This is a genomic window from Dyadobacter jejuensis (genome assembly GCF_003149085.1).
GTDB classification, from domain to species: Bacteria; Bacteroidota; Bacteroidia; order Cytophagales; family Spirosomataceae; genus Dyadobacter; species Dyadobacter jejuensis.
Map to the genome: position 1 here is coordinate 67,388 of NZ_QGDT01000007.1, position 19,825 is coordinate 87,212.

At 46.9% G+C, this 19,825-nt stretch carries 11 protein-coding genes; 7 read left to right on the plus strand and 4 right to left on the minus strand.

Features of this window, described 5'->3' with window-relative positions; all coding sequences use genetic code 11:
- Positions 1-329: 329 nt before the first annotated feature.
- The 7 genes from CLV98_RS14160 (at position 330) to CLV98_RS14190 (ending at position 13,619) form a co-directional block, all read left to right on the plus strand.
- Positions 330-2,753, plus strand: coding sequence for an autotransporter outer membrane beta-barrel domain-containing protein (locus CLV98_RS14160; RefSeq protein WP_109675018.1), 2,424 nt, complete (start codon positions 330-332; stop codon positions 2,751-2,753).
- Positions 2,754-3,236: 483 nt separating this feature from the next.
- Positions 3,237-4,277: a T9SS type A sorting domain-containing protein gene (locus CLV98_RS14165; protein ID WP_109675020.1), complete on the plus strand. Its 1,041-nt coding sequence runs from the start codon at positions 3,237-3,239 to the stop codon at positions 4,275-4,277.
- A gap of 253 nt (positions 4,278-4,530) precedes the next feature.
- Complete coding sequence (gene mnmH / locus CLV98_RS14170) at positions 4,531-5,562, plus strand: tRNA 2-selenouridine(34) synthase MnmH (RefSeq protein ID WP_109675022.1); 1,032 nt, start codon at positions 4,531-4,533, stop codon at positions 5,560-5,562.
- Between the two features lie 17 nt (positions 5,563-5,579).
- The gene (selD, locus tag CLV98_RS14175; protein ID WP_109675024.1) at positions 5,580-6,629 is read left to right on the plus strand and encodes a selenide, water dikinase SelD; all 1,050 of its coding nucleotides are present in this window, start codon (positions 5,580-5,582) and stop codon (positions 6,627-6,629) included.
- A 308-nt stretch (positions 6,630-6,937) separates the two neighbouring features.
- Positions 6,938-8,254: a Na+/H+ antiporter NhaA gene (nhaA, locus tag CLV98_RS14180; RefSeq protein ID WP_109675026.1), complete on the plus strand. Its 1,317-nt coding sequence runs from the start codon at positions 6,938-6,940 to the stop codon at positions 8,252-8,254.
- A 335-nt stretch (positions 8,255-8,589) separates the two neighbouring features.
- Entirely contained in the window at positions 8,590-11,781 is a 3,192-nt protein-coding gene (locus CLV98_RS14185) for a SusC/RagA family TonB-linked outer membrane protein (RefSeq protein WP_229203377.1), read from the plus strand.
- A 20-nt stretch (positions 11,782-11,801) separates the two neighbouring features.
- On the plus strand, positions 11,802-13,619 hold the full coding sequence (locus tag CLV98_RS14190) for a RagB/SusD family nutrient uptake outer membrane protein (protein WP_109675030.1): 1,818 nt from the start codon (positions 11,802-11,804) through the stop codon (positions 13,617-13,619).
- A gap of 73 nt (positions 13,620-13,692) precedes the next feature.
- On the opposite strand, the gene CLV98_RS14195 is transcribed toward CLV98_RS14190, so the two are convergent.
- The 4 genes from CLV98_RS14195 to CLV98_RS14210 all read right to left on the minus strand — a co-directional run bounded on the left by CLV98_RS14195 (position 13,693) and on the right by CLV98_RS14210 (position 19,811).
- Complete coding sequence (locus CLV98_RS14195; RefSeq protein WP_109675032.1) at positions 13,693-14,061, minus strand: DUF1304 domain-containing protein; 369 nt, start codon at positions 14,059-14,061, stop codon at positions 13,693-13,695.
- 279 nt (positions 14,062-14,340) lie between these two features.
- A complete protein-coding gene (locus CLV98_RS14200; protein WP_109675034.1) occupies positions 14,341-17,850 on the minus strand; it encodes a VCBS repeat-containing protein in 3,510 nt (1,169 codons plus the stop codon).
- A 5-nt stretch (positions 17,851-17,855) separates the two neighbouring features.
- Complete coding sequence (locus CLV98_RS14205; RefSeq protein WP_109675036.1) at positions 17,856-18,293, minus strand: hypothetical protein; 438 nt, start codon at positions 18,291-18,293, stop codon at positions 17,856-17,858.
- A gap of 75 nt (positions 18,294-18,368) precedes the next feature.
- A complete protein-coding gene (locus tag CLV98_RS14210; protein ID WP_109675286.1) occupies positions 18,369-19,811 on the minus strand; it encodes a RagB/SusD family nutrient uptake outer membrane protein in 1,443 nt (480 codons plus the stop codon).
- Positions 19,812-19,825 lie beyond the last annotated feature (14 nt).

Consider the following 19,825-nt stretch of genomic DNA (forward strand, 5'->3'; position numbering starts at 1 on the left):
AAATTCGAGACTAACCCCTGGAATTAAAGGGAAGCAATTTCTATAAAAAACAAAATTTATTACGACTGCACAATCGGTAGTCACTCGCTTCATTAGCAGGTATATAACATACTATTGGCAGCATTTTCTAGGTACAAAGTTCAAATGGACTTTGATATTCCTATAGTGCTATTCTTATAGCCTTACTCTATTGAAAACCATAAAAATCTAGTCAACAACCGAGTTCAAATAGAATACTGCAGTATACTACCAAATTAACCTCGGCGACACCAATTACCAATTTACAAGTAAATATCTAAAACCTCTATCTCTCAAAATTTAATACCATCATGAAAAAAAAAACCAGTATACCTCAAAGGCCTCCCCTTATCCACTGGACAAACACCTTGTTTATTATGATCGGTCTAGGATGGTTTTCAATATCAATGGCCACTGCAGCGAACGAAACGTTTCCTGCCGGAGCCTTTATCGTCAATATGGGTGTAGTTCCACAAACTGAAGGTAACGGACTTAAACCATATGGTATGGTTTATGATCTTCTAAAAAACTATGGTGTAAATGTTAGGTGGGTGATCAATGAGTCGAAAGATAAGGACGGGACCGATTTTATTCATGAGGGAGTGACCTACCGGGGCGGGACCTTTATAATCCCGGCTAACCTTCGCACTACAGCGGTAAACTCGGCCATCAACTCCTGGAAAAGCCAAGGTGTGGTGGGCAACACGACTAACACTCCTTTGACTATCGACGTAGATTACGTCCTTAAAGTAGCACCCAAATGGGTTCTCGACCATAAAAATGGGAGTATCGCAGCAGGTTTTTTCGAATCTGCAGGTATACCAGCTACAGCTCACGGTGGGAGTAGCGATAAAAATTGGAAGGAACCTTCCGAACTAAATAGCTGCGACGACATATTTGTAATGCCGCACGCTGACCCAACTTGGACTACACATAGTAATCTTTATGATTGGAATAAGGACCATAAAGGGGCCATTTGGGCGGGATGTCATGCCGTAAGTGTATTGGAAAACCTAAAGAACCCTGCCAATACCATTCAAATGAACTTCCTCACTTCTGGTGCACCCAATGGTGCTACATCAGGACTAATTCCTTATGGAGACCACGATGACCCTGAATTGCCCTTTACACATGTTTTGCCTGGCGATCCTGCTTCACAATATATGGGCATTACCGATGAGGCTCACACCAATGGCTCTGAGCGCGTATTCCTACCGAAGGTAGGTGGTAGCTGGTTACCTTCCACCAAAATGATTACCTACGCCTCGATCGTCAAGAAAACTACCTATGCCCCAGGTACGGCCGCCATCAATGTGTATGGCCGCGCCTTTGGCGACAACACCCGTGGACAAGTCATGTACCAGGCTGGGCATGATATAGGAGGCAATAAAGCCGAAAACGTTGGTGCCCAAAGAATCTTCTTTAACTGGAGCTTTTTAGCCATTATTGACAAGGCTCCTCAACTGGCCCTGTCGCTGCCTCCAGGCTCTAGTGAGTTCGTTGGCGCCAGTGCTCAAATCCAGCTAGGGGCCGTCAGCGTTACACCAGGTGTTACTTACAAATGGACCAATAGTTGCGGCGGGACTTTTAGCAACGCCAACATTGCCAATCCGATATTTACCGCTCCCAATGCTATAACAAATACCCCTTGCTTAATTACCTGTACGGTCACCGATGCCTGTGGCCGCGAAACAGTAGAAAGTAAATCCATCACCGTCGTTGGACCAATTACCCTCTCAGGGTCGGTCTTCAATGATGCAAATGGCTTGAGCGATCTTACAGTTAATGGCACTAAGATAGGTCAACTCTCAAGCTCTCCTAGCATTCCTTTGTTCGTCAACATCAGTGATGCCGCCGGAACTACCGTAGCCTCCGTGGCTGTAGACCCAGCAGGCAACTACCAATGGACTACTGCCAATTATAATAATGAAGAATATACTTTTAGTCTGAACACGATTCAGGCTACCGTTGGGCAACCCAAGCTACCCACCCCTTCCAGTTTAACGGGAAAAGATGGGGCTGTATGGGCCAACATAGGCGAAAACATGGGTACTGGAACCGGAAGTGATGGGACTCCCAATGGAGAAGTGAAAGCAACGATTGCCAATGCAGGCATTGCCAATATTAATTTTGGTATTGAAATGGCCCCGATAGCAGGCAAAGGAAACTTTACGGCAACAAATGCAAAAGGAAGTGCATTCATAGACGTGCCGTTGGCTACCTTCACCAATTTGGCCCATAGCTCAGATGACACTCCTGGTAACGTAGCCAAAATTATCATTACCAGTATCCCAGCAAACGCCACGGCCATTAAAATAAATGGGGTAACCTACGACTCGGGTAATCCCATGCCTATTAACGGGGTAGAAATCAGTACCGATGCAAATGGTCTACCAGTTTCGGGAACTACCATTTCCATAAATCCAGATTCCGACGGGGCAACAACTGTTGTTATCCCTTTTATGGCAGTGGACAACGCAGGAGTAAAATCCGTAAATAAAGCTACTGAGGGCCAAGCAACCGTAGCACTCTCCGATCCATTACAAACTATATCAGGATCCGTATTCAATGACACCAACGGCCTAAGCGACCTTACAGTCAATGGAACCAAAATAGGCAATTTGGGCACCACTGGAACACCTATAGCACTTTTTGTAAACATTACTGATGCCACCGACATCATCGTGGCCACAATTCCTGTCGACCTCAATACCGGGGTATACGCTTGGACGTAGGCTCCTGATGGAAAACATGATTATATCCTTAGCCTCAGCATTGTTTCGGCCACTATCGGTCAACCCCGCCCTGCGAACCCTACTCTAATTGTAGGAAAATCGGGCGATTCCTGGAAAAATACCGGTGAAACTATCGGTTCCGGTGCAGGAAACGATGGCAATCCGAATGGAGAGCTCGCGATTTCGACTACTGGCTCCGGGATTACCAATGCCAATTTTGGTATCGAATTAGCTCCAACTGCCGGACAAGGAACCGCAAATGCAGCTAATGTTGCTGGAAATGCCTTTATTGATGTCCCACTAACCGCCTTTCACAATACTGCTAGCAGCACTGATCCTAGTCCTGGGACTGTCACCAAAATTGTCATTACGGCCATACCGTCTCACGCCAGTGCCATCAAAATAAATGGGGTAACCTATGATTCAGGTAATCCTATCCCGGCCGAAGGTATTGAAATAGTAACGGATGCCAATGGAGTACCCGTGGCAGGAACAACTGTGGCCATCGACCCTGCCGTAAATGGCGCCATCGCAGTTATCATTCCCTTCGTTGCCAAAGACAATGCCGATATAAAATCCGTAAACAAAGGCACTGAAGGCCAGGCCATACTAAATCTTACAGCGGCTCCAGTTACCGTAAACGGGCTCGTCTGGAGTGACAATAACGGTAACGGCGTACAAGATGAAGGAGAAACGGGTACCAACGCTGGAGGACTATTCGTAAATTTGCTCGATGGTACTGATAAAATTGTTACCTCTAGCCCAGTAGAAATCGACGGACTTTATAGCCTGCCCGATGTTCCTGCCCATGCCACGGGATATATGCTGGTATTGGCCGCCACCAATAGCGCCAAAGCACCTTCATTACCAAATAGGGATTGGGTCAATACCGGTGACCACATTGGAGTCGGTAACAAAGCCAACCAGGGTAGTACCTTAGGAATGATAGAATTGGCCACTTCGGCAGAAAATGTGGACAACCAGAATTTTGGCATTCAGAATATCAACCCTCTACCCGTTAAGCTGATTTCGTTTAAAGCTCACGCCTCAGAAAATAAAGTCGAGTTAGATTGGACTACTACCGAAGAAGAAAACTTCTCGCATTTTGAAGTACAACGAAGTGCCAACGGCCAATCATTCACCACCTTCCATCAGGAATCGAACACTGGACTGTATCGCTACCACACATCGGACTCTCAGCCCTTAGGTGGAGACAATTATTACCGTCTCAAAATGGTGGACTACGATGGTAGTTATGCATTTTCTAGAACAGAAGTGGTAAAATGGATGACTGCCACTACCTGGGCCATCTACCCCAACCCCGCCTTCGATGAATTAACCTTGACCCATACCGACAAGACGATAGAGTCGACCAAGGTATTGGACGTATCTGGACGTATTTTAAAGTATAGCCTAGGGCAGGCACCTATCCAGGTTACCGACCTCCCCGCAGGAACCTATATTTTACAAGCACTATTTAGCGATCGGACCGTTCAAACTAAGAAGTTCGTAGTTACCCGATAAATTCTAGATGACGTAAAACCCTAATTCTATTGTGAAAAGAGGCCGTTGCATTCAGTTGCAATGGCCTCTTCCTTATTTGGCCCATCCCCATTTGTATCGGAATGATAGCACCCTGAAACATCGTATTTTGAACCATAAAACCTTAAAATAGAAAGCGAACTCGACTACTTATTCGTAAATATCTCTGTCAATAGTTCCTTTCCCGACAAATTTTTTCTCAAATTGTAGTTTTTCTAAGCCTAGCCGCCTGACCATGATTCACAGGATCAATATTGTCGATTTGTTGGAACCCAGCTTTTCTGTCCCACTGGTAGACGTCCGGACTCCCGCCGAACATAGCCACGGACATATACCCGGTGCCTTCAATATCCCTCTATTTAGCAATGAAGAGCGGGTGCGGGTAGGAACCACCTACAAGCAGCAAAGCAGAGAAAAGGCTATTTTATTAGGATTTGACCTTACCGGCTCCAAATGGTCGGGCTTTATCAGAGAGGCCTTGGCCATCAGCCTTGACAAAAAAATTGCCCTGCATTGTTGGCGTGGTGGGATGCGCAGTGGAGCCATGGCCTGGGCCCTAGACCTCTATGGATTCGAGGTCTACCTGCTAGAGGGAGGTTATAAAAGCTACCGCAGATGGTGCCATAGCCAATTCGAATTGGACTATAACCTACGGGTAATCGGGGGAAAGACTGGCTCAGGTAAGACCCGTATTCTACAGCAAATGCGGGAGATGGGTCATCAAATGATCGACCTTGAAGACTTGGCACAGCACCAGGGATCCGCCTTTGGCAGCATGAACCGACTGGTGCAACCTAGCCAAGAGCAGTTCGAAAACAATATGGCATGGCAGTTAAAAGAGGTGGATAGACAGACAGTACTTTGGGTAGAAGATGAAAGTATTAATATCGGCAAACGCACCATTCCACGTAGCTTTTACAACCAAATGCAGCTTGCACCACTGATTGACCTGCAGGTAAGCACCCAACAGCGCGTCGAAGCATTAACGATCGAATACGGACTATTGGAGAAACCATTTTTGGTAGCAGGCACCGAACGAATTCGTAAGCGACTAGGCCCTTTAAGGACCAAACAAGCCCTGGAAGCCATCGTAGAGGACCATATGGAAGAATTTATCCGAATCGCACTGGGTTATTATGACAAAACCTATGAAAAGAGCCTTTCGAAGAAAAATAAAGACAATATCATCCCACTGACCATAGACCGGCAGAATCTTCACGAAGCAGTGGGTCTCATTCTGGATCTTGAACTTGGTCGGCATTTATAATCCTTTTATACCTTTCTATGAACTTAGAAGAACCCATAAAACTCACCCAATTTTCGCATGGGGCCGGCTGCGGCTGCAAAATTAGCCCTGCGATTCTAGATAAAATCCTTCATTCAGGAATTCATCACCCCGCCGACCCCCATTTGTTGGTGGGCAACGACAAGAGAGACGATGCAGCCGTCCTTGACTTGGGCAACGGCACCGCCCTGATAAGCACCACCGATTTCTTTATGCCAATCGTCGACGATCCCTATGACTTTGGCCGTATCGCCTCGGCCAATGCCATAAGCGACGTGTACGCCATGGGCGGAAAGCCAGTACTAGCCATAGCCATATTGGGATGGCCCATAGACAAGCTCGCCCCCGAAATAGCTCAAAAAGTACTGGAAGGTTCCCGGGCCATCTGTGCCGAAGCCGGTATTAGCTTGGCGGGTGGGCACAGCATCGACTGCCCCGAACCCGTCTTTGGCCTTTCTGTCAACGGAATGGTCACGATCGCTCAGCTAAAACAAAATGCCACGGCTACGGTAGGCTGTCGCCTATATCTTACCAAACCCTTGGGAGTAGGCATTCTTTCTACTGCTCAAAAACGAGGCCTATTAACACCCGACGATGCAGCCATCGCGCTAACGAGCATGGTGACTTTGAACAAGCTAGGGGAAACTTTCGCTCAGATGGACTATGTAACGGCCATGACCGACGTAACAGGCTTTGGCCTGCTAGGCCACCTTACTGAAATGTGCGAAGGCAGTGGCGTAGCCGCCGAAATTGATTTCAGCCAAGTGCCTGTCATTCCCTCCCTCCCTTATTACCTCGATCAACGATGCTTTCCCGGAGGCACACAACGCAATTGGGCTAGCTATGGTCATAAAATTGGCCCGCTAACCGACCGCCAAAAATATATCCTGGCCGACCCACAAACCAGTGGAGGATTACTGGTAGCCGTCAAGGAAGAGGCAGTAGGCCAATTTGAGCAAACCATGAAAGAAATGGGTAAGCCCTTAACTAGTTTTGGAAGACTGATACCCGTCCAAGATAAAAACACCATCCGCCTCATAAACCAGTAATATCGGATTTTGCTGAGACGCACACCTCTCCACTGATATAACCCTGTAGCAATATTGGAGCGTAGAACCCATTAAAGCCGAATCCCTGGGGACCATCCCTAGGGATCATTTCGTATATCCTTGAACATAAAGCGAGGCCTTCCATCAATAGGTCGCCCCGCCAGCACCCATTATTTCCACTGGTTTGATCGGCTTGGCATCATTTTTACGCAAAATGATGCCAAGCCGATCAATTAAATCCATGATCATAAGCCCACCTTCGTTCGTCCAAGAGGAAGTGGGCCCAACCCTAAAACGATATCTAAACAATGGCCAAATCTCCTATCGACCACATCGTACGCCCCGTAAGTAAGTTTATTCATCAAGAATTTACCGGAGGAATCATCCTGTTCATTCAGGTGGTTGTGGCCATTATTTGGGTAAATTCTGCATTTTCAGAAAGCTATCATCATCTATGGGCTAACGAATTAGGAGTTGAACTGGGTCCATATACGTTTAAACAGTCCCTGCATGTTTGGATCAACGACGGACTTATGGCGCTGTTCTTTTTCGTAATAGGCCTTGAACTTAAAAGGGAGTTCTCCTCCGGCGAACTTTCTACCCTACAAAAAGCCTCCCTGCCTATGATGGCCGCCCTGGGAGGCATGGTGGTACCCGCCGCTGTTTATATCCTGATCAATATCAATACCCCCTCCGTTCATGGATGGGGAATACCCATGGCCACCGATATCGCCTTCGCCTTGGCGATACTCTCCCTGGCGGGGAAAAACATCCCCAATGCTGTAAAAGTTTTCCTATCGGCCCTGGCCGTAGCCGACGACCTCGGTGCGGTTTTGGTTATCGCATTTTTCTATACCCCTCAAATCACCTTTTTCCCCCTAGCCCTGGCCGCTGGCTTTTTGCTTGTCCTAATGGCCGGTAACCTTCTAGGAATAAGAACCACTTTTTTCTATCTTATTGTTGGCATTGCGGTATGGGCTTGCTTCCTATTCTCGGGAGTTCATGCAACCATTGCTGGGGTGCTTGTGGCCTTTACGATTCCAGCCCGCACCAAAATTAATGAAGAGGAGTATCTTCTAAAGATCCGAAAAAACACCCAGGATTTCGAAACGGCTATCCCTCAGAATGGTAGCTTAACCACACCCGAGCAACACCAAATTATCGAAAATATTAAGGAAATAAGCTTAGATGCAGAGACTCCATTGCAAAAAATAGAGAATAACCTTCATCCATGGGTGGCGTTTGTGATCATGCCGCTCTTTGCCCTTTCCAATGCAGGTATCCTGATAGGAAGCAATTTTTTTAGTACTCTCATCAATCCAGTAAGCCTTGGGGTAACCACGGGGCTGGTGGTGGGGAAGCTTGTCGGGATCCTATTCTTTGCCTGGCTAATGGTCCGACTCGGGTTCTCCAAACTACCCCAAGGGGCCAATTGGGGACATATAACCGGGGTTGCCTTACTCGCTGGGGTCGGCTTCACCATGTCGCTATTCATTACCGAGCTCGCCTTTACCCACCCACTGATGGTTACCGAAGCCAAATATGGCATCTTACTAGCATCGCTGGTATCCGGTATATTGGGGTATATGATCTTAACCCGTCAAAAGCCAGAAAACACCCTTTAGCCTCCCTTTAAGGAAATAACAAATCCTATTTATGCCCAGAAAAGGACAATAAGAGAGCCATTAGTAGAATTCTGGTTGCTTCTTATTGTGCATATTTTGACCCGAACTCCTTCGTTCTCACCATCAAAAATAGGAATAAGTCAATAAATTAACCTTCAATTAATATTTATTTTAATTGTCGTATTGACATATTACATTTTTTCCCTAGCTTTGTTCCATTCAATGAATAATTTGATTTTTTAACGGAAAAATACCGTTAAAAATGACCCTATTCAGTCATTTCAGTTGGGTCTGTAGAATTTCAATAGTTTATCATTCATCAAATCAAGTTTACCATGAAGAGACAAGTACGTCAAATTTTTAAAGTGTCACTAATACAGTTAATGACACTTTCAACCCTGTCTGCTCCTTTATGGGCTGCTCCCGAGCCGGAGGTCTTAGAGACAGGTAAAAGCCTTAAAAGGGCTACCGAAAAGAAAATAACTGGAACCGTAAAGGATGAGCAAGGCAACTTACTTCCTGGGGTGAATGTTACCATTAAAGGGACTACTAGAGGGACCTCAACGGATGTAAATGGGGTATTCAATCTGGATGTAGAGAATGAAAATGCCACCATTGTATTCTCATTTGTGGGCTACATGCCCAAGGAGATGCCGGTGGGCAACGCCTCCAAAATAGACGTCCAGCTCGAGCCTGACACCAAAGCCCTTTCGGAGATCGTGGTAGTAGGGTATGGTACCCAGAAAAAAGCCACCGTTACGGGTTCGATTAGTGCCATTAAAGGAGATGCGATCGCCCAGGTTCCTGCCCCTAACATTTCACAATCTCTAGCGGGTAGAGTAGCTGGTGTAAGTATGCGGCCCAATGGGGGGCAACCCGGTAAGGACGATCCGGATATTCATATTCGAGGCATCGTAACCACCGGAAACAACAAGCCTTTGGTGGTAGTAGATGGGGTAAGACGGGACAATATTCGCCAGATAGACCCAGCGAGTATCGAAACCATCACCATTCTAAAAGATGCGGCAGCGGTAGCCCCCTATGGGATCGGAGGAGCCAACGGGGTAATACTGATTACCACTAAAAAAGGAAAATCGGGCAAGCCTCAATTGCGCGTGAGCAGTTCCTATGGATTTCAGAACCCTACCTATTTACCTAAAGTATTGGGAGCCAAGGACTATATGACCTTGCAGAACGAGGCGTATTTGAATCAGACTCCTGGCGGGACCGCCTTGCCCAACGATCCAGACCTAATTGCCAATTATGAGCAGCTACATCAAGAAGATCCCTGGAAATACCCCAATGCTAACTTCCTGGATGTATTCAATAAAAACGTTCCTGTACAGAACCACAATTTAGAGCTTAGCGGTGGAAATGAAAACGTCACCTACCATGCAGGAATAGGCTACTTTGGCCAACAGGGTATCTTTGACCCAGTAAGCTATGACCGTTATAATTATAACCTCAGCTTAGAAATGGCGGCTACCAAAACCACCAAAGTGGGGATGACCCTCTTTGGAAGTATTGAAAATACCAAGGACATCGATGCCGACGAATCTACTTCTGGGCACCTTTTCCGGAGTTTTTATAAATTCTTACCCACTCAGAGTCTCATATATCCCGAAGGCGATAAATGGGGAGAATCCTCGGCTAACACGCCGGTCGGTGTACTGAACTCGAATGGTTATAAAAGAACCAATGGTAACACCTTGCTTGGAAGCCTTTTTATTGAGCAACAAATAGCCAAGGGATTAAGCGTCAAAGGAGTATTTAGTTATGACCCTTCTCAAACCAACATTAAGTCATGGCATGAACCCTTTATCTACCATAAAATAGACCTATCGCAAAAACCATATACTTACACCGAAGCGGTTTCCTTACAAGAAGGAAATGGAAAGCCATACCGCTGGTTGGCATTGGAGAATAACCGTAGAACCAACTATACCTACCAAGGGTACTTGAACTACAACCGTACCTTTGGGCACCATGCCATTACCGGTTTGGCTGTAATGGAAGTGCGCCAAACCAAAGGCGATACGATGTGGACTCGCCGTAATAACTTTGCCATCGGAATCGATGAAATTAGTTTTGGTAGCTCAGATAAGCTAGACTATGATAACTCAGGAAGTTCTTACACGGGAAGTGAAATGGGCTATGTATACCGACTTGGCTACACCTATAAAGACAAGTATATCGTAGAAGCAGCAGGACGTTACGATGGCCACTATTACTTCGCTCCTGGTAAGCGTTGGGGGTATTTCCCCGCTTTCTCTGCCGCTTGGCGCCTGTCTGAAGAGGATTTCATGAAGAATATTCATGCTGTAGACGAACTAAAGCTACGTGGTTCCTGGGGAAAGGCCGGTATGCTAGCTGGGGGTGCCTTTCAATACCAATCGGGGTATAATCTCCGTGGAGGTGCCTATGCCTTTGGCAACGGAACCTTGGTTCAGGCCTCACGGGTTCCTCGCGAAGCCAACCCCAATATCACTTGGGAGATATCGACCAAAACCGATATCGGTTTCGACTTAAGTATGCTTAACTCATTGCTGACGGCCGAATTTGACTTCTTCTACGAAAATCGTACTGGAATGCTCTTGGCCCCACAAGTAACTTTACCTGTAGAATATGGCCTTTCCCTTTCTCAGGAAAACAAAGGAAGAATGACCAACCGTGGATTCGAGCTTAACCTGGGCACTCGGAAGCGAATTTCAAATGATTTCGATTTTTCTGTTAACGCCAATGTGAGTTATGCCAAAAACAGGATGTTAGAAGTGTTCCAAACCGATGCGGAAAAAAACAACCCTAATCGTACCAAGTTAAATCGCTCATTTGGAACGCCTTATGGCTTCCAATCCCTGGGACTGTTCCAGACCTCTGACGATGTAAACGGAGATGGAGTAATCGATACCAACGACGGCTATAACGTAACTCAGTTTGGGGTATTACACCCAGGTGATGTGAAGTATGCCGATTTGAGTGGTCCAGACGGGGTCCCCGATGGCATCATCAATAACGATGACCTTACCGTAATCGGCCACCCGGTATATCCTGCGCTTACTTATGGACTTACTCCTAGCGTAAACTGGAAAGGGTTCGATCTTACCGTATTTATGCAAGGTGCTGGCAAATCGAGCATCAACATACGTCAGTTTCAAACAGTTCCTTTCGAAAATAACGGCTCCAACACGGGATACGAGTACTTCAACAACAGGTGGACTCCCGAGAACCAAAATGCCAAATACCCTCGTGCTACTCCTGCACCCTATGCCAACAACACCAAGGATTCCGATTTTTGGTGGGCTAATTCGGGTTACCTACGTGTGAAGACCGTTAGCCTAGGCTATACCATCCCCAAGAACATCCTAAACAAGCTAAAAATGAGCTCTGCCCGGGTATATATGGTCACTCAAAACTTATTTACAATCAGCAGTTTAAAGCATGTTGATCCAGAAATGGGGTATTCTGATCGTGAGACGGCCTACCCTGTGATGAAAGCCACGACTTTTGGCATCGACCTTACTTTTTAAAAGCGAAAAATATTTAGATCATGAAATTAAAATTTAAGACCTATACAGCCACCGCGATGAGCCTGATGTTGCTCTTCGCCTCGGCCTCCTGCAATACCGACGACTTTTTAGAGAACATCAATAAGTCGAACTTGACGGATCAAACCCAATGGCAGTCAGAAACTAATGCCGATGTATTTCTGAATGATATATATAGTGAGATTCCTAATAAATTAAACCAGTCAGAAACCCTGGATTATTATACGGACGACTATAATATTAGCCACTACTATACGGCCTCCAACTGGCGGCAAGGGGTATGTATTGTACCAGGTTCCAGCAACGACAGTCCATGGGGAGGCACCTACGGCCCCACTTATGGGTATACCTGGGAAAAGTTGTTTGTAAAGGTGCGGAAGTGCAATACTTTCATTCAGAAGATTACTGAAAACAAAGCCAATTATTCGGAGGCTTATTTCAATAAACGCCTCGATGAAGCCCGTTTCCTTAGAGCGTTTTTCTATAGCGAATTTTTCGTTCATGTGGGTGGGCTACCGATCATTACCCAACCCCTCGACCGCTCCACCATGTCTGAAACGGAACTCCAAACGCCTCGGGCTACCTTTCAGCAGACCTTCGACTTCATCGTAGGCGAACTGGAGGAAATTGTTAATAACGCCGCCGTGCCAGTAAAGTACAACGCCTCCGACAAAGATGCTGGAAGAGCAACCCTTGGAGCTGCCTTGGCACTTAAGGGATCGATAGAGCTGTTTGGTGCAAGCCCATTATTCAATACCGCTACACCCTACCTACCAGATCCAGGCAAATTCGTTCATTTTGGAAATGAAGACGCCACCCGTTGGACCAAAGCGGCCGCTACCAATAAGAAGTTTATAGATCTTTACGGAAATGGTCAAGCTTATAGTCTTTTCGAGGACTTGGCCAATTTTTGGAGGGTCAGCAACGAATACAACTCGGAGGTAATCTGGGACAGACAAGTGGTAGCCAACGTATCGGGAATGGGCGGCAGCTATGAACGTCGCGGAGGCCCCACCTATGTTTTGGGCGAATACCAAACCTGGGGGAATTATAACCCTACGCAGGAGCTAGTCGATCAGTTTGCCATGGCCAATGGAAAACCCATCACCGACCCTACTTCGGGATACGATCCGCAGAATCCTTACAAAAACCGGGAACAGCGCTTTTATGATTTCATCGTGTACGATGGAGCACCCTACAAACTGGACTGGATGCCACGTGCCGACACCATTTATACCCGTATCGACCTAACCTACCCAAATCCTGACCGTACCAACCAGATAGACCTGGCCGGTAAGACGGATGTAGGTGACTCAGGATACTACCAGCGCAAAAGGTTAAATCCCGACGCGGCACCAGGCAACGACGCCAGCGGCCAGAACTATGTGTTTTATCGCTATGCAGAGATATTGCTCAATTATGCCGAAGCACAAAACGAAGCGTCAGGACCCGATGCTACCGTATATGAGGCGATTAACAAGATCCGTAAGCGTTCGAAATTGCCCGACCTTACTACCGGTCTGACCAAAGCTCAGATGCGGGAGGCCATCCGGCGTGAAAGAAGGGTAGAACTGTGCTTCGAGGACAAACGATTCCTCGACAGCAAGAGATGGGCTATTATGCCAGAAACCATGGGCAAGCCTCGTCATAATATGGTGATCCGCAATACAGTACCCGCCAACAATTCGGGCAAATGGGTGTATAGCGTTGAAGAGGAGGTAAAATACAACGTTAGCTTCCTTCCAAAACAATATATGAATCCAATTCCTCAGAACGTGATCGACCAAAATCCGAATATTACACAAAACCCTGGCTATTAATAAATAAACCCTGGTATGTTACAAAACACCCCGTCCGAATGATGGATGGGGTGTTTTTTTCTTTTGGAGTAAATCAGGCACTAAAACATACGACTAGCAGAGCTATTATGGCGGGCAAAGCCTGAACGAAGAATATTTTTTTACTGGCCGTCAACGATCCATATACACCCGCCACCACCACACAGGCCAAAAAGAATTGAGCGATATAAATGCGCCATTGTGGATCCTCAATTAGAAGTGACCAGAGTAGGCCCGCAGCCAAAAAACCATTGTATACGCCTTGGTTGGCCGCCATAGACTTAGTAGGACCAAAAAGTGCGTCCGGCAACGCCCCCTTAAAGGTCTTCTTCCCCAGGGTTTCCCAGGCAAACATTTCCATATACATGATATACAGATGTTCTAGGGCAATAAGCCCTACCAAAATCTTAGCAAGAATGATCATATTATTTTTTCGTAAATGAATATTAATAGGCCCTTACCTGCTGGTGCCAGGGTCTTTTATCTGAAAAGGTACCATTTCCTTTTTATCCAAACAACTTATCCTACTTCCGAGCACCTATCCGCCTGACGAATCGTATTATGGACCCTTCCGCTATCCTGGTTCAACACGTGATAGGGCCTATCCAAATGCATTTTAGGTACAGCCAGTGTCCGGTATTCAACCGACCGGAATACAGCCCAACGGTGCCCCATACTTTTTTGACGGCTCTAACCCATTCGCTCAATCACTTATTTTGGGATATACCTGCCTTTTATGGTTCTGGTAGTCGCTCATGACCACGGTCTTAATCCTGCTGGTATCCACCACAATTTTTCGAGTAGCTTGGGAGAGATACCCCGAGCCATATCCTAGTTCATGATAGGTAACCTTACCTGCTTTATCTACCTGGGTATAGGCCCTATCATCGGTACTAGGCATCAAAGTTATTGTTCGGCTGCCATCCGAAACCTTATAGGTCTTTAACCATTCTTTATTTTGAGCGACCAACAAAAGCCTATCGGATGTTCCAAGGGTCACCAAGGCCATTCCCTTCACATCGCCCGGAAGGTATAATCCACTTTTTGCCCTACTGACAATATCAAAATTACCCTTCCCGTCGCCCAGGAGCAGCATGCCGTTCAGAGCGTCCATATACCCCCCTATCGATTCGGTAGCACGGCTGTTGCCGGCTAACACGATATCCATATGACCATCCAGGTTCAGGTCGGCCACCGATAGGCCGTACACCGGGGCTATTTGGGCGTGGCGAGGAAGCGGAGTGATGTCGAACTTCCCACTCCCATCATTGATCAATAGTACGGAAGCCGAAACCTCATAACGATACTGATGCGTCCCTTTAAGTTCCTCGGCACTAAATACTTTGGAAATATCCGCATTCGCATAGTCGGCATAATAAACGAATCGCTTTTTTAAGAAATTCATTTGACTGATCATTTCATCACGTGGATGAATGGGGTAATGCTTCGCTCCTATCATGCTGGTAATCACCGGATCCATGGTGCCACTACCGTCAAAATCTTTGGCCCATAATGTCACTGGTCGCTTTAGGTTCGCCTTCAGATCGCTATTATAGCCTTGATTTCCCAGTACATAGTCCATATCGCCATCCTCATCGAAATCGGCCGCTGCCAAGCTGTTCCATAAGCCGCCGCTTTGAGAGAGCCCCAGCTTTTCGGTTCTATTTTCAAAGGTTCCCTTGTTGTTTCTATACACCGTAATGGGCATCCACTCTCCTGCAAGTAGCAAGTCCTCCCATCCATCTCCATCATAATCGGTCCATATGGCGGCCGATACCATGCCTATCCTTTTAAGGCCCAAGGCCTGGCTGTCGGTAATATCGGTAAACCGTCCACCATCGTTGCGCAACAAATAGCTCTCACCAGGATTTGGGTATTGTCCCGGAGCGAGTCGTCCACCCACGAAAAGGTCGAGATCTCCATCTTGGTCAAAATCGGTGGCCGATACCACGGAGCCACTCCCCAGCATTCTGGGTAAAGCCCCTTTCGACAAGGTAAAATTACCGGCCCCATCGTTTGTATAGAGTCGATCCTGATAGTACGGACTTCCCTCGGGGAACTCGCTGCTGCCGCTCACAATATACAGGTCTAGATCCCCGTCCCCATCGGCGTCGAATAGCAAGGAGCCCATATCCTCCTCAAACTTCGTTTGTTCAGTCAACAATCGTTTCGAGAAGGTTTGGTCGGCCTTTTGAAAGAATAATACACCCGATTGCCGAAAGCCCCCTCCAACAAAAAAATCGTCGAGGCCATCCCCATTCAAATCCCCTACCGAAAGTCCAGGACCATTTTGGCTGAGCAAATGGGGCAATAAGGGCTGCACTTTAAAATCGATATAGAGTGGGTCTTCATGCAGAAAATCTATCCCATGGCCAACAGTCTCCGTAAACAGGGGGGCTTCGGGATCTTTGTCCTCTATTAGCTCCACAGCGTCTTTTTGGTCCAGGTTCAATACCTGATTGGCCCCCACCTTTCCGATCCTTTGGACCTTTTGGTCGGCCCAGACAACCTTCACCGAATCCACTTCTTGAGCGCTCCCTAGGCCAAAATGAAGGACATGTTCGACCGTTGACTGAAAGCCTTTATAGGGATAATTTTCGGCGAAACGAACCTCCCCGTTCGAGTAAATCCATACCTTAGCACCCAGGCCCTGGGGGTTGGCTCCGTTACCGCGAAGACTAATTCTTAGATAGTGGGAAGCAGCCTGCTGGTCGTTGGTGTTTTGGTACAAGAACGCCTCTTGGTTAATATTATTGACTACCACATCCAAGTCCCCATCCAAATCCAGATCGCCATAAGCCACCCCATTGGAATAGGACGGGCGCTCAAATCCCCAGGCCTGGGTCTGATCGGTAAAGGTTAGATTTCCATTATTTTTGTAAAGGAAATTTGGAACGGAGGCTCCAGATACTTTTTGCAATTCTTTCCAAATATTAGCACGATTGGCAGAATGCATATTCGCCATTCGAAAAGTCACAAAATCGCGGTTGGTAATATCCCTCGGATAGCCATTGGTAATCAGCACGTCGCGAAGGCCATCGTTATCGAAGTCGGCCATAAGCGGAGCCCAGCTCCAGTCGGTAGCATCTAGCCCTGCGATGCGGCCGAGTTCCGCAAATACGGGCTCGTCGGACCCTGGCTTGGAACCTTCGTTATGTTGGAGCGTATTGCGCATAAACTGTGGCTGATACCCTACCTTTTGTTCGGAGAGGAATCGGTCGTAATTCATGAGTCCAAACATATTCTTCCAGCGCTCGTTATCGAAGGGTTTCATATCGACCGTCAGTAGGTCTACCAGCCCGTCGTTATCGATATCGGCGGCGTCGTTGCCCATGGCAGAGTAGCTTTGATGCTTCAAGTAACGATCGATCTGATTCTCAAAACTTCCGTTTTTCTGATTGATATAGAGCAGATCGTTGGTAACATAATCGTTAGAGACGTACAGGTCGGGCCAGCCGTCAGAATTGATGTCCACAACAGCGATACCCAAGCCATAGCCTTCAGATAGGACATTGGCTTCTTTGGAGACGTCTGTAAATGAATTATCCCCATTATTCTTAAAAAGCCGATCGGTTCCCGGAGCGGAACCATCAATTCGCTTGGGCCTGATGGTATTAGGCCCTTGGTAGTCCATCACATTATTGGTCAGGTACACGTCCAAATCCCCATCGCGGTCGTAGTCGAAAAATGCGGCTTGGGTCGTGTTACCTGCATAGGCCAGGCCCCATTGCTCGGCTTCTTCCTTAAAGGTAAGATCTCCTTGATTAATAAATAATAAGTTGGACAAAGCTCGACCAGTAAGCTTATCGGGACCAGAACGGCATACATATATATCCAAATAGCCATCGGCGTTGATGTCCACCATGGCAATTCCCCGTGCCCAGTCGCCGGGTAATTCTATATGAGCCGACTCAGTAATATCGGCAAACTGTAGATTCCCCTTATTGAGATAGAGCCGGCTTGCCGTCATATTTCCCCCTAGGAAAACGTCGGGCAGTCCATCGTTATTGATATCACCAATCCCGACCCCTCCCCCATTATAAAGATATTCGTAAGAAAGAATATTCAATTCCTCCGATTCTTCGAGTTGGTTACTGAAGGTGATTCCGCTATGGCTAGAAGGTACGATTTGGAATAAGGTATCCGGCTCCCTCGTGCAGGAAGCCAGAAGCGATACAATCGCAACAAATAGGCCCAGGTTGATTCGCGTCATTGAAATTACTCTTGTTTTTGCTTTGAAAAATAGCGGACTTCATATAACTCTTGGTTCGCCCCGGGCAAAAATGATTTTTGATTCTTTTTTAGTACCAATCGCTCCTCGTCAAGCTTCAGGATCTGATAGGTCCCAATGGTGGTACCGGTAGAATCTTGATATGCTAATGTATCTTGGCTTACGAAATGGTAGTTATAGGTCCTAAATTGTTGCTTTCTTCTTTCGAGAACGGTGCCATCGGCACGATATTCAAAAAGTGACCAGTGAGCGTCGAAGACGTTATTGGTCCGTGTGAGCCCGTTTACAAATGTGCTTATCGAGTCGGTCTGCCAAGTACCAGCGATGGCCGCATGGCGGTTGGGCCTGCAGCCGTTACAGGCTATAAAGAGCAGAACGGCGAGTCCAAAGGCCTTAAGCCTATCGCATATTGAGTTAAAGTTCATATGCTAATTTACGTTAAAATGCATAGAACCATTGAACAATGGTCCAATGGTTCTATGCCAAGCTAGGAAGGAAATTTAATAATTAGGGTTTTGAACCAAAACACCATTACTTAAGTCTACTTCCCGTTGTGGCAAGGGGAAATAATAATGCTTCGGCTTCACAAAGTTTCTGCCTGGCTTATATGGACCTCTGTCTATGCTGTAATGGGCCGATATATCCAGGATTCCACCTTTGTCCCAACGCATCAAGTCTTGGTGTCTTTCGTTTTCACCAGCAAGTTCCACCCTTCTTTCATGCATAATATCCTCGATGGTAGCCCCTGCAATTGGATCCAGTCCGGCTCTCGCGCGTACCATGTTCAATTCTACATCACCATTTTGACCCGAGCGTATCTTGGCTTCTGCCGCTAACAAATACACATCGGCCACTCTTAGGAAAGGAGCATTAAGACTCTGGCTCATATCACCCGCATCGGTATAGGCGGAGTATTTCCGGAAGGCATACCCTGTTACTCTGGTCATGTCCGCTTCAAAAGGCTCCGTTCCCTGGCTGCCTCTGGTAACGGGGTCGCCGGGTGCATAGATAGAATAAGCCCTACGGGGGTCGCCCTCTTCAAACTCTTCCACCAAATCCTCGATGGGCTCATGAAACCCCCAGCCGCCATAGGCCTGAGGCGTATGGTAGAATGCGGGTGAATTGTCGGCCGTCCATCCCGTTTCATACTGCAAGGCAAAAAGTACCTCGGGGTTATTCTCAGTTTCCAGTTCGAAATTCTCGTTGAAATTAGCAGCCAGGGTATAGGCTCCATTGCCAATTACCTTATCGGCATACTCAATAGCCTTAGCCCAATTTTCATTATATACGTACAATTTGGCCAGAAAGCCATTGGCCGATCCTTGGGTAACCCTGCCAGCCTCGGCTGCAGCATGCGACACGGGCAACAACTCAGCTGCCTTTAGGAAGTCCGCTTCGGCTTGTGCACGTACCTCTTCAAAGGACGATTTGGGCTTATTAAAATTCAGGTTTATGGCATCTTCTTCTAGGAGGATGGGTACTTCACCATAGATGAGCGATAAGCGCCAATATACAAAACCCCTCAAGAAATAGGCTTCCCCCATACTCCTGTTACGGAGCGTCTCGTCCATATCTACTTTAGGAGCGTTGATCAACACGGCATTGGCCCTAGAGATGACCTCATATTTGGTGGCCCAAGTCGCCAAAAGGTGGGAGTTGGAAGCATCGAAAGTAAAGAGTTCCAGGGCCGTTTCGTCGGAATGGTCCCCTGCCCTATGCATATCATCGGAGCAATTGTCGAAACAGTATTCGGTATGGGCAAAGCCATCTTCCTCCAATAAGGGGGCGTAAACCGCATTGGTGGCCGCCACAACGTCGTCGCCGTTACGCCAATATTGCTGTGAGGTAACCTGTCCATAAGGAGTGGTATCTAAAAGATCCACCTTACAGGCATTCATCACGAGTAATAGCGACATACTCGCTAATATTATTTTCTTTTTCATATCATCATTTCTTT

Coding starts and splice junctions, on each gene's coding strand:
- nhaA (WP_109675026.1), top strand. CDS start 6,938: ATGGCCAAATCTCCTATCGACCACATCGTACGCCCCGTAAGTAAGTTT.
- CLV98_RS14195 (WP_109675032.1), bottom strand. CDS start 14,061: ATGATCATTCTTGCTAAGATTTTGGTAGGGCTTATTGCCCTAGAACAT.
- selD (WP_109675024.1), top strand. CDS start 5,580: ATGAACTTAGAAGAACCCATAAAACTCACCCAATTTTCGCATGGGGCC.
- CLV98_RS14200 (WP_109675034.1), bottom strand. CDS start 17,850: ATGACGCGAATCAACCTGGGCCTATTTGTTGCGATTGTATCGCTTCTG.
- mnmH (WP_109675022.1), top strand. CDS start 4,531: ATGATTCACAGGATCAATATTGTCGATTTGTTGGAACCCAGCTTTTCT.
- CLV98_RS14190 (WP_109675030.1), top strand. CDS start 11,802: ATGAAATTAAAATTTAAGACCTATACAGCCACCGCGATGAGCCTGATG.
- CLV98_RS14210 (WP_109675286.1), bottom strand. CDS start 19,811: ATGAAAAAGAAAATAATATTAGCGAGTATGTCGCTATTACTCGTGATG.
- CLV98_RS14205 (WP_109675036.1), bottom strand. CDS start 18,293: ATGAACTTTAACTCAATATGCGATAGGCTTAAGGCCTTTGGACTCGCC.
- CLV98_RS14185 (WP_229203377.1), top strand. CDS start 8,590: ATGAAGAGACAAGTACGTCAAATTTTTAAAGTGTCACTAATACAGTTA.
- CLV98_RS14160 (WP_109675018.1), top strand. CDS start 330: ATGAAAAAAAAAACCAGTATACCTCAAAGGCCTCCCCTTATCCACTGG.